Annotated in this window: 13 protein-coding genes and 1 pseudogene; 5 read left to right on the top strand and 9 right to left on the bottom strand. The window is 70.7% G+C overall.

Translation table 11 applies throughout. From position 1 onward, the window contains the following. Positions 1-21: 21 nt before the first annotated feature. From ACSQ4M_RS22810 to ACSQ4M_RS22775, 8 genes and pseudogenes are all read right to left on the bottom strand, one after another. Complete coding sequence (locus ACSQ4M_RS22810) at positions 22-507, bottom strand: SUMF1/EgtB/PvdO family nonheme iron enzyme (protein ID WP_436194054.1); 486 nt, start codon at positions 505-507, stop codon at positions 22-24. A gap of 37 nt (positions 508-544) precedes the next feature. After that, positions 545-688 (bottom strand): annotated as a pseudogene (locus ACSQ4M_RS22805) (SUMF1/EgtB/PvdO family nonheme iron enzyme); the annotation flags it as partial. Between the two features lie 99 nt (positions 689-787). Continuing rightward, a complete protein-coding gene (locus ACSQ4M_RS22800; protein WP_436191695.1) occupies positions 788-1,558 on the bottom strand; it encodes a carboxymuconolactone decarboxylase family protein in 771 nt (256 codons plus the stop codon). Further along, positions 1,555-2,295 (bottom strand): DUF4405 domain-containing protein, encoded by a 741-nt coding sequence (locus ACSQ4M_RS22795; protein WP_436191694.1) that lies wholly within the window; start codon positions 2,293-2,295, stop codon positions 1,555-1,557. Before ACSQ4M_RS22795 ends, ACSQ4M_RS22800 begins: the two co-directional genes overlap by 4 nt. Before the next feature lie 3 nt (positions 2,296-2,298). After that, complete coding sequence (locus tag ACSQ4M_RS22790; protein WP_436191693.1) at positions 2,299-2,802, bottom strand: cytochrome P460 family protein; 504 nt, start codon at positions 2,800-2,802, stop codon at positions 2,299-2,301. A 13-nt stretch (positions 2,803-2,815) separates the two neighbouring features. Continuing rightward, a complete protein-coding gene (locus ACSQ4M_RS22785) occupies positions 2,816-3,808 on the bottom strand; it encodes an aldo/keto reductase (RefSeq protein WP_436191692.1) in 993 nt (330 codons plus the stop codon). 58 nt (positions 3,809-3,866) lie between these two features. After that, a complete protein-coding gene (locus ACSQ4M_RS22780; RefSeq protein WP_436191691.1) occupies positions 3,867-4,955 on the bottom strand; it encodes an alpha/beta hydrolase in 1,089 nt (362 codons plus the stop codon). A 55-nt stretch (positions 4,956-5,010) separates the two neighbouring features. Beyond that, entirely contained in the window at positions 5,011-6,246 is a 1,236-nt protein-coding gene (locus tag ACSQ4M_RS22775) for a multidrug effflux MFS transporter (protein WP_436191690.1), read from the bottom strand. Between the two features lie 317 nt (positions 6,247-6,563). Here ACSQ4M_RS22775 and paoC (ACSQ4M_RS22770) point away from each other — a divergent pair, with 317 nt between their 5' ends. Beyond that, positions 6,564-8,762 (top strand): aldehyde oxidoreductase molybdenum-binding subunit PaoC, encoded by a 2,199-nt coding sequence (gene paoC / locus ACSQ4M_RS22770; protein ID WP_436191689.1) that lies wholly within the window; start codon positions 6,564-6,566, stop codon positions 8,760-8,762. A 27-nt stretch (positions 8,763-8,789) separates the two neighbouring features. On the opposite strand, the gene ACSQ4M_RS22765 is transcribed toward paoC (ACSQ4M_RS22770), so the two are convergent. Further along, positions 8,790-9,926 (bottom strand): alcohol dehydrogenase catalytic domain-containing protein, encoded by a 1,137-nt coding sequence (locus tag ACSQ4M_RS22765; RefSeq protein WP_436191688.1) that lies wholly within the window; start codon positions 9,924-9,926, stop codon positions 8,790-8,792. 259 nt (positions 9,927-10,185) lie between these two features. On the opposite strand from ACSQ4M_RS22765, the gene paoA reads away from it, so the two are divergent. The 4 genes from paoA to ACSQ4M_RS22745 all read left to right on the top strand — a co-directional run bounded on the left by paoA (position 10,186) and on the right by ACSQ4M_RS22745 (position 15,818). Further along, positions 10,186-10,836 (top strand): aldehyde dehydrogenase iron-sulfur subunit PaoA, encoded by a 651-nt coding sequence (gene paoA / locus ACSQ4M_RS22760; RefSeq protein ID WP_436191687.1) that lies wholly within the window; start codon positions 10,186-10,188, stop codon positions 10,834-10,836. Further along, complete coding sequence (locus ACSQ4M_RS22755; protein ID WP_436191686.1) at positions 10,833-11,783, top strand: FAD binding domain-containing protein; 951 nt, start codon at positions 10,833-10,835, stop codon at positions 11,781-11,783. Before paoA ends, ACSQ4M_RS22755 begins: the two co-directional genes overlap by 4 nt. Positions 11,784-11,786: 3 nt before the next feature. Next, positions 11,787-13,997 carry an aldehyde oxidoreductase molybdenum-binding subunit PaoC gene (gene paoC, locus ACSQ4M_RS22750; protein ID WP_436191685.1) on the top strand — a complete coding sequence of 737 codons (2,211 nt, stop codon included), beginning with the start codon at positions 11,787-11,789 and terminating at the stop codon, positions 13,995-13,997. A gap of 285 nt (positions 13,998-14,282) precedes the next feature. After that, the gene (locus tag ACSQ4M_RS22745; RefSeq protein WP_436191684.1) at positions 14,283-15,818 is read left to right on the top strand and encodes a tannase/feruloyl esterase family alpha/beta hydrolase; all 1,536 of its coding nucleotides are present in this window, start codon (positions 14,283-14,285) and stop codon (positions 15,816-15,818) included. The last annotated feature ends 114 nt before the right edge of the window (positions 15,819-15,932 follow it).

Raw genomic sequence — 15,932 nt, 5'->3', positions numbered from 1 at the left:
TGCCGTTGGCATATGCCAAAACTATAGGCAGCGCGACCCATCCGCACTAGGCAGGTTCGACTGGCTAGACCAGCAAGTCTGCCTTGCGAATCCGCCCGCAATGCGGTGGCGACCTGCGGGCGTGTCGATGCGCCTCGTGGCCGAGGCGCCCTTGCGTCTGATCGCTGCGCGGGCGGAGCTGCAACCAGCGCGGGATCGACCACCCGTCATGGCCGCGGTCCCTTCTCCACGAGAGATCCTGCCGCACGCGGTCGCTTCAGGCGCTGCAGGCACCGCATCGCGTAGTAGGTGGCACATGCGCACAGCCCGGCCAGGGTCGTACCAGTCCTGCACCCATTCCCAGGCTTTGCCATGCATGTCGTGCAGACCCCAGGGATTGGGCAGTTTGCGACCGACCGGGTGCGAACCGCCGCCCTGCTCCTTCTGGTTCAGCTGGGCGATAAAGCCTTGCGCGTCGTTCCAGGACACAGTGGCGGGATGCTTGGGCCGCGTGATGCGCGCGGCCATGCCGGGCATGGTTGCAGTACGGGTTGGACCGGTCCAGCGTGTAGGCACCGAAGCCCATGACCGCTTCCCACTGCGCCTGCGTGACCTCGAACGCGCCGAGGTGGAACGTGCGGCTGATGGTGACCCGGTGCTGCGGCTTCTCGAACGCCCGGGCTTCGGCATCGCGCTCGGGCGAGCCCATCCGAAAACTGCCGGCGGGGATGGGCACGAAGACCATGCCGATGCTGTTGGTGACCTGTCCCGGCGCACGCCAGCCGGCGCCATGGCGATCGTCCACGGGCTATTTGCGCCCCGCGAACACCGTCTGCAGCACCGGCAGCGCCGACATCGCGCGCGGCCAGCCCGTGTAGAACGCCAGGTGCGTCACCACCTCGGCGGCCTGCACCTGCGTGAGGCCGCTGTCCATGGCGCGGTTCAGGTGGAACGGCATCTGTTCGACCTGGCCGCGCGCGATCAACGCGGACATGGTCACCAGGCTGCGGTCGCGCGGCGCCAGATCCTGGCGGCGCCACAGGTCGGCGAACAGCACCTCGTCGGTGTAGCGGGCCAGCGCCGGCGCGGTGGGCGCCACGTTCTCCTTGACCGTGGCGGCGCGCCGGGCCTCGGCCTGCGGCTCCACCGGCAGCAGCTCGGCTGTGGCGGCGTTCAGCGCATCGGCCGCAATGCCGCGCTGCGTGAACACCTGCCGCGCGACGGCGACGCCCGACATGGCGTTCGGCCAGCCGGTGTAGAAGGCCAGGTGCGTGAGGATGCCGACGATCTCGGACGGCTGCAGGCCGTTGTCCAGCCCCAGGTTGATGTGCGATGTCATCTGCGCGGCCTGCCCGTTGGCCACCAGCGCCGACAGCGTGACCAGGCTGCGGTCGCGCGGCGCCAGCTCCTTGCGCTTCCAGACATCGCCGAACAGCACGTCCTGCGTGTAAGCGAACAGTTGCGGTGCGGTCTCGCGCGCCATGCGCGCGGCCGGGGTGTCGGGCACGCTGCCTTGCGCACCGGCTTCGATGGCGGTGACGGCCATCATGGGCAGCAGCAGGGATTGGAGCAGTTTCATGGCGTTCGATCCGGTTGGGTTGGGAAGGAGGAAGCTGGGGGCTGCGGCACGGTGGCGTTGGCCGTTCGGCTGCGCCGGCCGCGCTGCAGCAACTGGAGGTGGTGCGTCACGACGATCAGCGCACCGGCGAACAGCAGGCAATGGACGAAGAATCCAGCCACGGACTCCTCGAAGTTCCACCAGTCCAGGCGCATCTCGAACAAGAGCCGGGGCAGCACGCCGAGCGCGCCGGCCGAGTTCACACCCGCCGCCACCATGCCGAGCGCGAGTCCGCGCAGCACCAGGCCGCGGACGCGGCTGGCGCTGGTGATCTTGAACAGGCTGCGCGCCGCCGCCATGACCACGGCCCAGCGCAGGCCGATGTGGATGGCCACGACGGCCAGCACCCAGTAGCCGACGAAGCCATGCACCTGGCGCGCCGTGAAGCCGCCGGTGGGCGACAGAAAGGCCAGCACCGTCTCCGAGATCATCACGCTGGTGGCCAGCAGCACCAGCAACGCGACCAGCAGCAGCATGCTCAGCGCCGTGTGCCCGCTGCTGCGCTGGCGACTGCGCGGCCTGGCCAGCGCGCCCCACCAACGGCGGTTCAAGAGGTTGTGCGCGACGACCAGCGCGAACATGGCCGTGCCCACGACCTCATGGAATGCGTTGCCCTGCCAGTGGTAGGCCATGGCCAGCAACAGCAAACCGGCGGAGAACAGGTCCAGCACCAGGCGTGATCGCAGCATCGGGTGCATGGACTACTCGATGGGTGTGCCGCGGAACGCGGCAAGCCGGGGCGCGGTGAACAGGTAGTTCTGCTCCTTCTGCGACTGGTGGCAGGCCATGCAGCGCGCCGTGTTCTCCTTCAGGTTGATCTGCCTGTTCGGCCAGAACCACTGGAACTGCCAGTCGCCCGTGCGCCGGCGCTCCTCGAAATCCGCGCCCCACCCTGCCCCCTTCTCCATCACGAAGTAGCGAAAGATCGCCCCGTCGCGGTAGTCCGCCAGCACGAACTGCGTGCCATCCGGGATGGGCTGCTTCTTCTGGATGGCCTCCAGCGCCTCGCGCGTGGTGGAGATGTGCTCGGTCACATTGCCGCGCTTGACGGTGGCGTAGTGCACCTGCTGCGCGAGGTCGGGAAAGCTGACGCGGTTGGGCTCGGCGCGCGCGATCGGATGCAGCAGTGCGCCCGCAAGAGACACGCCCAGCAGCGCCGCCCACCGCGCCCGGCGCATGGCGGAGAAGCCGTCGATCCTGTCCATGCTGGTCACGGCGTCAAAGACCCGTCATCTGCAGTGCCGCGGCGGGCAGGCGCTCGCCGCGCACCTGCACCTTGGCGACCTGCTCCTCGATCTGCGCCAGATCGGCCGCGCTCAATGCGAGGTCTGCCGCGCCCAGGTTCTCTTCCAGGCGGTGCAGCTTGGTGGTGCCGGGGATCGGCACGATCCAGGGATGCTGTGCCAGCAGCCAGGCCAGCGCCACCTGCGCGGGCGTGGCCCCCTTGCGCTGCGCCACGGCCGTCACCACGTCGACCAGGGCCGCGTTGGCCTTGCGCGCCTCGGGCGAGAAGCGCGGCACGTGGTTGCGAAAGTCCGTCGGATCGAACTGGGTGTGCTCGTCGATCTTGCCCGTCAGAAAGCCGGCGCCAAGGGGGCTGAACGGCACGAAGCCGATGCCCAGCTCGAGCAGCACCGGCAGCAGCTCCTGCTCGGGCCCACGCCAGAACAGGGAATACTCGCTCTGCACCGCCGTCAGCGGCTGCACGGCATGGGCGCGGCGGATGGTCTGCACGCCCGCCTCCGACAGGCCGAAGTGCTGGACCTTGCCCTCGGCGATCAGGTCCTTCACGGCGCCGGCCACCTCCTCGATCGGCACGGCCGGGTCCACGCGGTGCTGGTACAGCAGATCGATGCGGTCGGTGCGCAGGCGCTTCAGGCAGCCTTCCACGGCGGCCTTGATGTGCTCGGGCCGGCTGTTGGTGCCGCCACGCCGCTCGCCGCTTTGCAGGTCGATGTCGAAACCGAACTTGGTCGCGATCACCACCTGGTCGCGGATGGGCTGCAGGGCCTCGCCGAGCAGATCCTCGTTGGTGAACGGACCGTAGGACTCGGCCGTGTCGAACAGCGTGACGCCGCGCTCGTGCGCGGCACGGATGAGTTGGACCATCTGCTGCCGGTCGGCCGGCGGCCCGTACAGGGCGCTCATGCTCATGCAGCCCAGGCCCAGGGCCGAGACGTCCAGACGGTTTCCGAGAGTGCGGTGCTTCATGGCTTGGTGACTTTCGTTGGATGGGTTGGCGCAGCGGGATCGGATGGCCGGGTCGCGGTCATCGGTCCAGCTTCTTGTCGGCGAGAAACTTCGACACCAGGTCGGCGATCTGCACGTTGTTCAGGTCGGAGAACGGAAAGTGCGTGTTGCCGCGGATGCCGACTTCGGGCAGGTGCACGACCCGGGCATCGCCGCCATGTCGGTTGACGGTATCGGCCCAGACCCGCGCCATCTGCAGTCGTGCTCGCCAGCTGTCCTGCGCCGGCAGGTCCACCGGCTCGGCCGGAATGTTGTCGCCGTAGAGCACGAGGATCGGGATCTTCGTCAGCGCCGTGAACTGCGCCATGGGCACGGGCACGCCCACCACCGTGTCGAACGCGTTCTTGATCGGCGCCGGCAGCTCGCCCTCCGGAAACACGAAGCTGCTGCCGGGCTCGAACGAGACGATGGCGCGCACCTTGGCGTTCTTGATGGCCGTCAGCCAGCCCGGCCCGCCGCTCTGCGAATGCGTGAACAGGATGGACGGGCCGGCCCGCTCGACCACGGCGGCCACGCCATCGGACACGACCTGGATGTCGAACGGCCCGGTGTTGGGCGTCATCGCGCGGAAGTACTGGTTCAGCGTCTCGCCGTCGCGCGCGAACTGCACGCCCGCGAAGTAGTTGGGCCACACGCCGACGCGGAACTGGTTGAACCACAGCTGCTCGTCCGGCGTGGGCTTGACGCTACCCTCCACCATGCTGCGCCCGGCATCGCCCCGGCGCGGCTGGTCGACCACGTAGACGCCGAACTTGCGGCGCAGGAAGATGGTCTGGAAGCCCTCGCGTCCATCGGCCGTGGTCTCCCAGGTCTTGGAGAACTGGCCGGCACCGTGCCACATCACGATGGGCAGTGGCCGCGCCTGGGCCGGGATCTGGAAGAACGCGTAGGCGTGGTCGCCGCGGTAGGTCTGGCCAGCGGGCTCGAGCGGCTTGCGGGGATCGAAGCTGCCGGGTGCCGTGGCCATCGTGCCGCCGGCTGCGAAGCTGCCCTGCTGCTCGATCACGAGTGGCGCCGAGGGTGCCGAGGGTGCCGGTTGCGCGTACGCGGCCGCGCCGATGGCGGCGGCGCACAGGGCCAGCGTTGCGGGAGGCAGGAATGTTTTCATGGTGGAGGTCTCCAGAGGCAAGAAGAGAAGGCGGCCGTGTCGGACCGTGCGGATGTCAGCGCTGCGGCGCCCGGGCCAGTGCGCCGCCGCGGCGCCAGAACGCCATCGCAGCGCAAGCGACGGCGAACACCGCCATCACTGCGGTCAAGCTGCGTGGTGTGCCGTTGGGCAGCGCCGCCAGCAACAGCGACGAGACGATGCCGCTGCCGTACTGCAATGCGCCGATCAGCGCGGCGGCCGAGCCCGCCAGCTGGGGCGGCACGCCATCGAGGGCGGCTGCGGTCGCGCTGGCTGCGATGATGCCGTTCATCGAGAAGAACACGAACACCGGAACGACGATGCCTGCCAGGCCGCCGATGTGCGCCTCGGCCAGGCCCAGGCACACCAGCATGGCCACGGCGGCCACCGTGGTGGCGACGCGCAGCAGCGTGTCCAGGCTGAAGCGTCCCACGAGCTTGCGGTTGGCCAGGCTCACCGCCATGAGGCCCACGATGTTGAGCGCGAACAGCCAACCGTAGTGCTGCGGAGGCACGCCGAAGAATTCGATGTACACGTGCGGAGAGCCCGTGATGAAGGCATAGGCGCTGACGTAGAACAGCGTCACGCACCAGGTGTAGCGCATGAAGACCGCGTTGCCCAGCAGCGCACGGTAGTCGGCGAACGCGCTGAACGCCGGTGTCGTGGCCCGGCGCGCCACCGGCAAGGTCTCGGGCAGCTGGCGCAGCGCCAGCAGCATCAGCGCGCCCACGGCCGCCAGCAGCCAGAAGATGCCGTGCCAGGAGCCGAAGCGCACGATCTGTCCGCCGAGCAGCGGCCCGACGATGGGCGCGATGGCCATGATCACCGTCAGCGTGGACAGCGTCTGCGCCGCCTGCGTGCGCGGGTACAGGTCGCGCACCATGGCGCGGGCCAGCATGGGGCCGGTGCAGGCGCCGAAGGCCTGGAACATGCGCCAGAACACCATCTGCTCCATGGTCTGCGCCAGCGCGCAGCCGACCGAGCCCACCACGAACAGCGACACGCCGATGGCCAGCGGCCGGCGCCGGCCGATGCGGTCGCTCACCGGTCCCCAGACCAGTTGCGCCAGCGCGAAGCCGACGAGAAAGCTCGTGATGGTCAGTTCCACGTTGCCGCGCAACTCGCGCGCCATCTGCGGCATGGCCGGCAGGTAGATGTCGGTGGACAGCGAGGTGAAGGCCATCAGCGCGCCGAGGATCAGCAGCAGGCGCAGTTCGCCCACGCGGCCTTGGGAGACGGGGACTTCGGTGGCGGGCGTGCTGGCGGATGTCATGGGGGCCTCTGCGTGCAGGCGGCGTTGCCGCTGGTGCACATGGATTGGATTCGGTCGAAGCAGGCGGCATGCGCCAGGCTGGCACATGCGATGGATGGACTGTAGAGAGGGGGTGGCTGGCGCACTAGACCGCGTCGCCTTGAAGGATTGGCAAGCTGCACTTGCGGATCGAAGGCGTGGCCGCATTCGCAACCGCCCGTTGCCAGTGCCGCAAGCCAGCATGGGCTAGTGCGGGCCAGGCACGCTGCCTAGACTGGTCCGGAGAACCGAGGCGGACGGCCGTCCGTCCATCCGCCGCCCTTCCACGAGCCACCACGATGCAATTCGACAGTCCAGCGCCCGCGAACCCCATCGACCGATGCCGCGTGGTCGGCCAACCCATCGACCGCATCGACGGCCCGCTCAAGACGACCGGGCGCGCGCCCTACGCTGCCGACCGGCACGACGCAGTGGCTGGGCAGGCGCACGGCTTCGTCGTGGGCGCCGCGATCGCCACCGGCACCATCGTGTCGATCGACACCAGCGCCGCGCGGCAGGCCCCGGGCGTCATCGCCATCGTGACGGCGCAGAACGCGGGGCCGCTGGCGCTGGGCGATTTCATCGCCGCCGCACCGCTGGCCGGCCCGCGCGTGCTGCACTACCACCAGGCGGTGGCCGTGGTCGTGGCGCAGACCTTCGAGCAGGCCCGTGCGGCGGCGCATCTGGTCCAGGTGGCCTACGCCAGCGCGCCCGGCGCGTTCGACCTGGCGGCGGCGCAGCCGTCGGCCACACGCCCGCCGCAGACGCCGGACGGCCAATTGGGCGACTTCGACAGTGCGTTCGCCGCCGCGCCCGTCGCGGTGGACGCGCGCTACACCACACCCGACCAGACCCACGCCATGATGGAGCCGCACGCCACCATCGCCGCGTGGGCCGGCGACCGGCTCACGCTGTGGACCTCGGTGCAGACCATCGATTGGGCCGCGCGCGACGTGGCCAAGGCCCTGGGCATTCCCAAGGCCAAGGTGCGTGTCAGCTCGCCCTTCATCGGTGGCGGCTTCGGCGGCAAGGCCACCTCCATGGCCGACGCCATCCTGGCCGCTGTGGCCGCGCGCGCGGCGGGGCGGCCGGTCAGGCTGGTGCTGCCCCGGCCCTTGATCGCGAACAACACCACGCACCGCCCCGCCACCATCCAGCGCGTGCGCCTGGGCGCTGGCCGCGACGGCCGCCTGCTGGCCATCGGCCACGAGAGCTGGTCGGGCAATGTCGAGAACGGCTACCCGGAGCCCGCCACGATCCAGACGCCCGTGCTCTACGCCGGCGCCCACCGCATGACCCGCACGCGCCGCGCCCTGCTCGACCTGCCGGAGGGCAGCTCCATGCGCGCGCCGGGCGAGGCCTCCGGCATGATGGCGCTCGAAGCGGCAATGGACGAGCTGGCCGTCGCGCTCGGCATGGACCCGGTGCAGCTGCGCATCGTGAACGACACGCAGGCCGACCCGGCCAACCCGGCGCGGCCGTTCTCCACGCGCCAACTGGTGCAGGCCTTGCGCACGGGTGCCAGCGCGTTCGGCTGGCATGCGCGCGACCCCAGGCCCGCCAGCCGGCGCGAGGGCCGCTGGCTGATCGGCATGGGCGTGGCGTCCGCCATCCGTGGCGCGAAGACGCGCGATTCCGGCGCCCGCGTGCGGCTGGACCGCCAGGGCACCGTGACGGTGGAAACCGACATGACCGACATCGGCACCGGCAGCTACACCATCATTGCGCAGACCGCCGCCGAGATGATGGGCGTGGGCCTGGACCAGGTGGTCGTGCGGCTGGGCGATTCGGACTACCCGGTGACGGTGGGCTCCGTCGGCCAGCGCGGCGCGACCAGCTCGACGTCCGGCGTCTACGCCGCATGCGTGAAGCTGCGCGCCGCCGTGGCCCAGCGGCTCAACTTCTCCCTGACCGACATCGACTTCGCCGAGGGGCAGGTGCGTTCGAGCACGCGCAGCATGCCCCTGGCCAGCGCCGCACGCGACGGCGAGCTGGTGGTGCAGGACCATGTGGCGTTCGGCGACAGCATGGCCAGGGCCTATGCACAGGAAACCTTCGGCGCGCATTTCGCCGAGGTCGCCGTGGACCGCCACACCGGCGAAGTGCGGGTGCGCCGCATGCTGGCGGTGTGCGCCGCGGGCCGCATCCTGAACCCGAAGACCGCGCGCAGCCAGGTCATCGGCGCCATGGCCATGGGCATCGGCTCGGCCCTGCTGGAAGACCTGGCCGTGGACAAGCGTCTGGGCCTGTTCGTGAACCACGACCTGGCAAGCTACGAGGTGCCGGCCCATGCCGATGTGCCGCACCTCGACGTGGTGTTCCTCGACGAGGTCGACCCGACGATCTCGCCCATGAAGGCCAAGGGCGTCGGCGAGCTGGGGCTTTCCGGCGTGGCGGCTGCGATCGCCAATGCCGTCTACAACGCCACCGGCGTGCGCGTGCGCGACTACCCGATCACGCTCGACAAGATCCTGCCCGGCCTGCCGCAGCTGCCCTGAGCCCGGTGCCGCACCACGCGGCACGGCTCAACCGTGGGGCAGCAGGATCTGCCGCACGACGCCGCCGCCATGCAGCAGGTCGAAACCTTCGTTCAGCCGGTCGAAGCCGATGTGCTCGCTGCGCAGCCGGTCCACCGGCAGGCGCCCGCGCAGGTACATGTCCACGTACCGGGGGATGTCGTCCTGCGGCACGCCGCCCCCCATGAAGGAGCCACGCAGCACACGCTCTTCGCAGACCCAGGCCAGGTGGGGGACGGTGAAGCTGGCGCTGCTCTGTCCCACACCCACGCCGATGACCTCGCCGCCGCGCACGCCGATGGCCTGGGCCATCTGCAGCGCGTGCAGGTTGCCCGAGATCTCGAACGCGTGGTCCACACCGCCATCGCTCAGGGCCAGCACCTGCTGCACGGCGTCCGGGTCGCGCGCGTCCACGCAGTCGGTTGCGCCCACGGCGCGTGCCAGGTCGAACTTGGCCGGCAGCACGTCGATGCCGATGATCTGCGAGGCGCCCGCCTCGCGCGCCGCCATGACGGCCGTGAGGCCGACACCGCCCAGGCCGATGATGGCCACGCGCGCGCCCGGCCTCACCCGCGCGCTGTTGAACACCGCCCCGGCACCCGTCACCACCGCGCAGCCGAACAGGGCGGCCACGTCCAGCGGCACGTCCTTGCTGATCTTCACGAGCGATTGCGGCACCACCACCGCGTACTGCGCGTAGACCGAGATGCCGCTGTAGTGGTTCAGCTTGCCGCCACCGGCCAGCCGCAGCCGGCGCGTTCCGGTCGCCAGGATGCCCTCGGCCCGCGCGCCGCTCACGGCCTGGCACAGGCCCGGCCGCCCTGCCAGGCAGGTACGGCACTGGCCGCAGCCGGCCACACCGGCCATGGCCACGTGGTCGCCCGGGGCCAGGCCCTGCACACCGCGCCCGACCTCGCGCACGATGCCGGCGCCCTCATGTCCGCCCACCACGGGCAGGGGCCGCTTGCGCAGCCCCTCGACGACCGACAGATCGGAATGGCAGATCCCCGCGCCGCGCACCTCGACCAGCACCTCGCCGTCGCCCGGGCCGTCCAGCTCCACCTCCTCGATGCGAAAGGGGCGGCTCTGCGCGTAGGGAGCCGGCAGGCCCTGTTCGTACATGACGGCGGCGGTCATCTTCAGCATGCGGTGTCTCCTGTGGCTTGTCTGCGGGGCAGTCTATGCAGCAGGGTGTCGCAGCGTCCATGACGGTTTTCGGGAGCTGGTGTGCGGGTTTCGTGAACGACGTCGCGCCGGATCGCGCCGCTGCCACGCCTGCCCGCGATCCGTCCGCAGGCCGAACCACCATCAACCGCAGCTTGCTGCTGCGTCAACCCCCGGGCGGCTAGTGCGCAGGCCGGCGACTCCCTAGAGTGCAAGGCACTCCACCCGAATCCTGCACACGATGAACATTTCCCCGATCTCCCGGCGCGGCCTCATGCTCGCCAGCGCCGCATCGGCCACCGCGCTGTCGGTGACCGGCTGCGCCCAGACGGCCACCCTGCCCGCCTCCGGCACCACCCGCAGCACCGATGGCGCCGTGCCAAGCATGCGCACCAGCCTCACGGTCAATGGCCAGCCCCACACGCTGGACGCCGACACGCGCACCACCCTGCTCGACGCGCTGCGCGAGAACCTGCAGCTGACCGGCACCAAGAAGGGCTGTGACCACGGCCAGTGCGGTGCCTGCACCGTCATCGTGGACGGGCGGCGCATCAACGCCTGCCTGTCGCTGGTGGCCATGCACGACGGCGCCAGCGTGACCACCATCGAAGGCCTGGGCCAGCCCGGCGCGCTGCACCCCATGCAGGCCGCCTTCGTCAAGCACGACGGCTACCAGTGCGGCTACTGCACGCCGGGCCAGATCTGCTCGGCGGTGGCCGTGCTGGACGAGATCAAGGCCGGCGTGCCCAGCCATGTGAGCCCCGACCTGACGGTGCGCCCGCTGCTGTCCGCAGAAGAACTGCGCGAGCGCATGAGCGGCAACATCTGCCGCTGCGGCGCCTACTCCAACATCGTCGAGGCGGTCATCGAAGTGGCCGGAGCACGCGCATGAAGCCCTTCACCTACGAACGTGTCCGCACCCCGGCCGAGGCCGCGCTGGCCGTGGCCCGCACGCCGGGTGCCCGGTTCATCGCCGGCGGCACCAACCTGCTGGACCTGATGAAGCTGCAGATCGAGACGCCGGCGCACCTGGTCGATGTCAACGGCATCGGCCTGGACCGCATCGAGCCCACGGCCGAGGGCGGCCTGCGCATCGGCGCGCTGGTGCGCAACACCGACCTGGCGGCCGACGCCCGCGTGCGGCGCGACCACGGCGTGCTGTCGCGCGCGCTGCTGGCCGGCGCCTCGGGCCAGCTGCGCAACAAGGCCACCACGGCCGGCAACCTGCTGCAGCGCACGCGCTGCCCCTACTTCTACGACACCAACCTGCCCTGCAACAAGCGCCAACCCGGCAGCGGCTGTGCGGCCGTCCAGGGCTTCAGCCGGCAGCATGCCGTCATCGGCGGCAGCAGCGCCTGCATCGCCACGCATCCGAGCGACATGGCGGTGGCCCTGCGGGTGCTGGACGCCACGGTGCAGACGGTGCGTGCCGACGGTGCCGCCCGCACCATCCCGATCGCCGACTTCCACCGGCTGCCCGGCAACACCCCGCAGATCGAGACGGCGCTGGCACCGGGCGAGCTGGTCACCTCGGTCACCCTGCCCCCGCCCGTGGGCGGCAGGCAGCTGTACCGCAAGGTGCGCGACCGCGCGTCCTACGCCTTCGCGCTGGTGTCGGTGGCCGCCATCGTGCAGCCCGACGGCAGCGGCCGCGTGGCCCTCGGTGGCGTGGCGCACAAACCCTGGCGCGTGGAGGCGGCAGACGCTGAGCTGCCACGCGGTGCCCGTGCCGTGACCGCCCGCCTGCTGGACGGTGCGCAGCCCACCCATGAGAACGGCTTCAAGATCACGCTGGCCGAACGTACGCTGGCCGCCGTGCTGGCCGAAGCGAAAGGCTGACCGATGAAATTCGACACACCCGCCGGCACCAACCCGATCGACCGGTTGAAGGTCGTCGGCCAGCCGCTCGACCGCATCGACGGCCCGCTCAAGACCAGCGGCCGTGCCCGCTACGCCTACGAGCGCCACGACGCCGTGCCCCATGCCGCCCACGGCGTGGTGCTGGGCGCGGCCATTGCCAAGGGCCGGATTGCGGCCATCGACACCGCGGCGGCGCAGGCCGCACCGGGTGTGCTGGCCATCGTCACGGCGCGCAGCGCCGGCAGCCTGACCAAGGGCAACTTCAACACCGCGCGGCTGTTGGCCGGCCCCGCCGTGGAGCACTACCACCAGGCCGTGGCGCTGGTGGTGGCCGAGACGCTGGAGCAGGCGCGCGCCGCAGCCCAGCTCGTGCGCGTGGACTATGTGCGCGAGGCCGGCGCCTACGACCTGGCGGCCCTGCGGGGCAGCGCCAGCGTGCCCCAGCGCATCCCCGGTGGCGGCTCGCCCGACAGCGCCGTGGGCGACTTTCCGCGCGCCTTCGCCGCAGCGCCGGTGCAGTTCGACGGCAGCTACACCACGCCCGACCAGTCGCACGCGATGATGGAGCCGCATGCCTCCATGGCGGCCTGGGAGGGCGAACGCCTGACGCTGTGGACTTCCACCCAGATGGTCGACTGGGCCACGGGCGACCTGGCCCGAACGCTCGGCGTCCCCAAACAGAACGTGCGGGTGGTCTCGCCCTACGTGGGCGGCGGCTTCGGCGCCAAGCTGTTCCTGCGCGCCGATGCGTTGCTGGCGGCACTGGGCGCGCGCGCGGCCGGCCGGCCCGTCAAGGTGGCGCTGCAGCGGCCCCTGTCGATCAACAACACCACGCACCGCGCCGCGACCATCCAGCGCGTGCGCATCGGCGCCGGGCGGGATGGCCGCATCACCGCCATCGCGCACGAGAGCTGGTCCGGCGACCTGCCCGGTGGCCGCCCCGAGGCGGGCGTGATGCAGACGCGGCTGCTGTACGCCGGCGCCCACCGCATGACCGCCGTGCGCCAGGCCGTGCTGGACCTGCCCGAGGCCAGCGCCATGCGCGCGCCCGGCGAGGCGCCCGGCATGATGGCGCTGGAGATCGCCATGGACGAGATGGCCCAGCAGCTCGGCATGGACCCGGTCGCCTTCCGCATCCTGAACGACACGCAGGTGGACCCCGAGAAGCCGGAACGGCGTTTCTCGCAGCGCCAGCTGGTCGAGTGCTTCCGCGTGGGCGCCGAGCGCTTCGGCTGGAGCCAGCGCCACACCACCCCCGGCACGCGGCGCGAGGGCCGCTGGCTGATCGGCATGGGCACGGCGGCGGCGCTGCGCGGCAACGCGCTGTCCAAATCGGCCGCGCGCGTGCGGCTGGACGCGCGCGGCACCGTCACGGTGGAAACCGACATGACCGACATCGGCACCGGCAGCTACACCGTCATCGCGCAGACCGCCGCCGAGATGATGGGCGTGCCCATGGCCAGCGTGGTGGTGCGCCTGGCCGATTCGCAGTACCCGGTCTCCGCGGGCTCCGGCGGCCAGTGGGGCGCCAACTGCGCCACGTCCGGCGTCTACGCGGCCTGCCTGAAGCTGCGCGAGCAGGTGGCCGGCCGCCTGGGCCTGGCGGTGGACCAGGCCAGCTTCGAGGACGGCATGGTGCGCGTGGGCACGCGCAGCCTGCCGCTGGCCCAGGCAGCGACCACGCAGGAACTGGTGGCCGAGGACGGCATCGAGTTCGGTGACCTGGACAAGCGCTTCGCGCAAGCCACCTTCGGCGCGCACTTCGTCGAGGTGGGCGTGGACGCCCACACCGGCGAGGTGCGCGTGCGGCGCATGCTGGCCGTCTGCGCGGCCGGCCGCATCCTGAACCCCAAGTCCGCCCGCAGCCAGGTGATCGGCTCCATGACCATGGGCGTGGGCGCCGCGCTGATGGAAGAGCTGGCGGTGGACACGCACCACGGCCTCTTCGTCAACCACGACCTGGCCGGCTACGAGGTGCCGGTGCATGCCGACATCCCGCACCAGGACGTGGTGTTCCTGGACGAGGTGGACCTGCTGTCCTCGCCCATGAAGGCCAAGGGCGTGGGCGAGCTGGGGCTGTGCGGCGTGGCGGCCGCCATTGCCAACGCCATCCACCACGCCACCGGCGTGCGCGTGCGCGACTACCCGATCACGCTGGACAAGCTGATCGACCGCCTGCCACTGCCGGGCTGAGGGGCGAAGTCGCGTTCGGAAAACCCGCAGACCGCCTCCCGAAAATCCGCATGGACCTGGCGGACGTTCGTCGGATCGGACGATACGGCGCACCCGGTTTCGGCTCAGCATCTGTCGCGCCTTCCATCGAGGGCGCACCCATTCCAACTGGAGACAGAGATGAGCAGACCACCATGCAGGCCCGCGCGTTCGCGGCCCATCATCCCAGCCTTGGGCATCGGCGTTCTCGCCTTGGGCCTGGTCGCGTGCGGCGGCTCGGATTCCGACGGTGACGATATGCCGCCCTTGCCGCAACGCCCTGCGAACGTGCAGGTCGGCGATGCACCGGCCCGCTGCGCTGCCTTGGCCGGCACCACCGTGCAGGCGACGGCGATCGGCTTGCCGACGGGCGGTGCCACGATCAGCAGCGCGGCGCTGCAGGCAGCGGACGCGGCCACGGGTGCGCCCGAGTACTGCCGCGTCCAGGGCGACATCCTGGCGCTGACCGCCGCCGATCCGGCCATCAAGTTCCAGCTGAACCTGCCCAGCAACTGGAACGTCAAGACGCTGCAGTTCGGCGGCGGCGGCTTCAACGGCAGCGTGGTCAGCGGCACCGGCGGCATCTCGAGCGGCCCGGCCGGCGCCGCGACGCCGCTGGCGCGCGGCTACGTGACCTACGGCGGGGATTCCGGGCACCAGACGCCCGGTGCGAGCTTCTTCGTCAACGACCAGGCGGCGCTCAACTACGGCGGCGAGAGCGTCAAGCGCACGCGCGATGCGGCGCTGGCCCTCGTCAACGGCTACTACGCGCGTGCGCCGTGGAAGCAGTACTACCAGGGCGGCTCCAAGGGCGGCCAGGAAGGCCTGCACGCCATGCAGCGCTATGGCAGCGACTTCGACGGTGTGGTGGCCTACTACCCCGCGGCGCAGAACCAGTCGCTGGTGCTGTCGTGGTACCGCATGTGGCAGGCCGCCTACCGCGTGCCGGGTGGCTACCTCAACCGCGACAAGCAGGCACTGCTCAAGGCCAAGGTCATGGAAAGCTGCGACGCGCTCGACGGGCTGGCGGACGGCCTGGTCTCCAACACCAGCGCCTGCAAGGCCACGTTCAACGTGGGCGCGCTGCGCTGCCCGGACGGCACCGACACCGGCAACACCTGCCTGTCGGATGCCCAGATCGCCACCATGCAGACCGGCGCCAGCCCGATGGCGTTCGCCTTCCCGCTGGCCAACGGCATCACCGGCATCGGGGCCTACCCGGTGTACCAGGGCGGCGACCTGAGTGTCTGGCTCGACGCGGCCGGCACCGGCACCGCAACCAGCTACTACGGCTTCGTCGACGGGACCATCAAGTACTTCTTCTACCGCGACGCGGCGGCCAGCTCCGAAGGCTTCGACTACCGCACCTGGCAGCCCCGCGTGGAGCAGATGTCGCGCATCTACGATGCGTCGAACCCGAACGTCGACACCTTCCGCAGCCGGGGCGGCAAGCTGCTGCTCGTCCAGGGCACCACCGACATGCTGGTGCCCGAGTCCATGACCAGCGCGTACTTCGGCAGCCTGACGCAGCGCTACGGCGCCGAGCTCGCGGGATTTGCCAGGTACTACGTGGTGCCTGGGTTTGCCCACGGCGGCGGCGACTTCCGCTCCTCGTGGGATGCGCTGGCGGCCCTGGAAGCCTGGGTCGAAGACGGCACGCCGCCAACCGGCCAGGTCACGGTGGACACCAACACCGCCACGCGCGGCCGGGCGCGGCCGCTGTGCGAGTACCCCAGCTACCCGCGGTACGCCGGGACCGGTGACCCCAACCAGGCGGCGAGCTTCAGCTGCGCTGCGCCCTGATCCAGGCGCGAACGCGCACCACGACCTGGCGCCTGCGCATGGCAACTGCTGCCGGGCCACGCCGGGTCGTGGCGCTTCGGATTTTCCGATGCCGGAAACCTGGAAATCGCGTTG

This window comes from Pseudorhodoferax sp. LjRoot39, from assembly GCF_964253035.1.
Taxonomy (GTDB): domain Bacteria; phylum Pseudomonadota; class Gammaproteobacteria; order Burkholderiales; family Burkholderiaceae_C; genus Pseudorhodoferax.
The sequence above is the reverse complement of the archived record's forward strand: the minus strand, read 5'-3'. Positions and strand labels throughout refer to the sequence as shown.

What these genes read in the sequence shown, in the direction of transcription:
- ACSQ4M_RS22810 (WP_436194054.1), bottom strand. Translation starts at nt 507, where the DNA reads ATGGCCGCGCGCATCACGCGGCCCAAGCATCCCGCCACTGTGTCCTGG.
- ACSQ4M_RS22800 (WP_436191695.1), bottom strand. Translation starts at nt 1,558, where the DNA reads ATGAAACTGCTCCAATCCCTGCTGCTGCCCATGATGGCCGTCACCGCC.
- ACSQ4M_RS22795 (WP_436191694.1), bottom strand. Translation starts at nt 2,295, where the DNA reads ATGCACCCGATGCTGCGATCACGCCTGGTGCTGGACCTGTTCTCCGCC.
- ACSQ4M_RS22790 (WP_436191693.1), bottom strand. Translation starts at nt 2,802, where the DNA reads ATGGACAGGATCGACGGCTTCTCCGCCATGCGCCGGGCGCGGTGGGCG.
- ACSQ4M_RS22785 (WP_436191692.1), bottom strand. Translation starts at nt 3,808, where the DNA reads ATGAAGCACCGCACTCTCGGAAACCGTCTGGACGTCTCGGCCCTGGGC.
- ACSQ4M_RS22780 (WP_436191691.1), bottom strand. Translation starts at nt 4,955, where the DNA reads ATGAAAACATTCCTGCCTCCCGCAACGCTGGCCCTGTGCGCCGCCGCC.
- ACSQ4M_RS22775 (WP_436191690.1), bottom strand. Translation starts at nt 6,246, where the DNA reads ATGACATCCGCCAGCACGCCCGCCACCGAAGTCCCCGTCTCCCAAGGC.
- paoC (WP_436191689.1), top strand. Translation starts at nt 6,564, where the DNA reads ATGCAATTCGACAGTCCAGCGCCCGCGAACCCCATCGACCGATGCCGC.
- ACSQ4M_RS22765 (WP_436191688.1), bottom strand. Translation starts at nt 9,926, where the DNA reads ATGCTGAAGATGACCGCCGCCGTCATGTACGAACAGGGCCTGCCGGCT.
- paoA (WP_436191687.1), top strand. Translation starts at nt 10,186, where the DNA reads ATGAACATTTCCCCGATCTCCCGGCGCGGCCTCATGCTCGCCAGCGCC.
- ACSQ4M_RS22755 (WP_436191686.1), top strand. Translation starts at nt 10,833, where the DNA reads ATGAAGCCCTTCACCTACGAACGTGTCCGCACCCCGGCCGAGGCCGCG.
- paoC (WP_436191685.1), top strand. Translation starts at nt 11,787, where the DNA reads ATGAAATTCGACACACCCGCCGGCACCAACCCGATCGACCGGTTGAAG.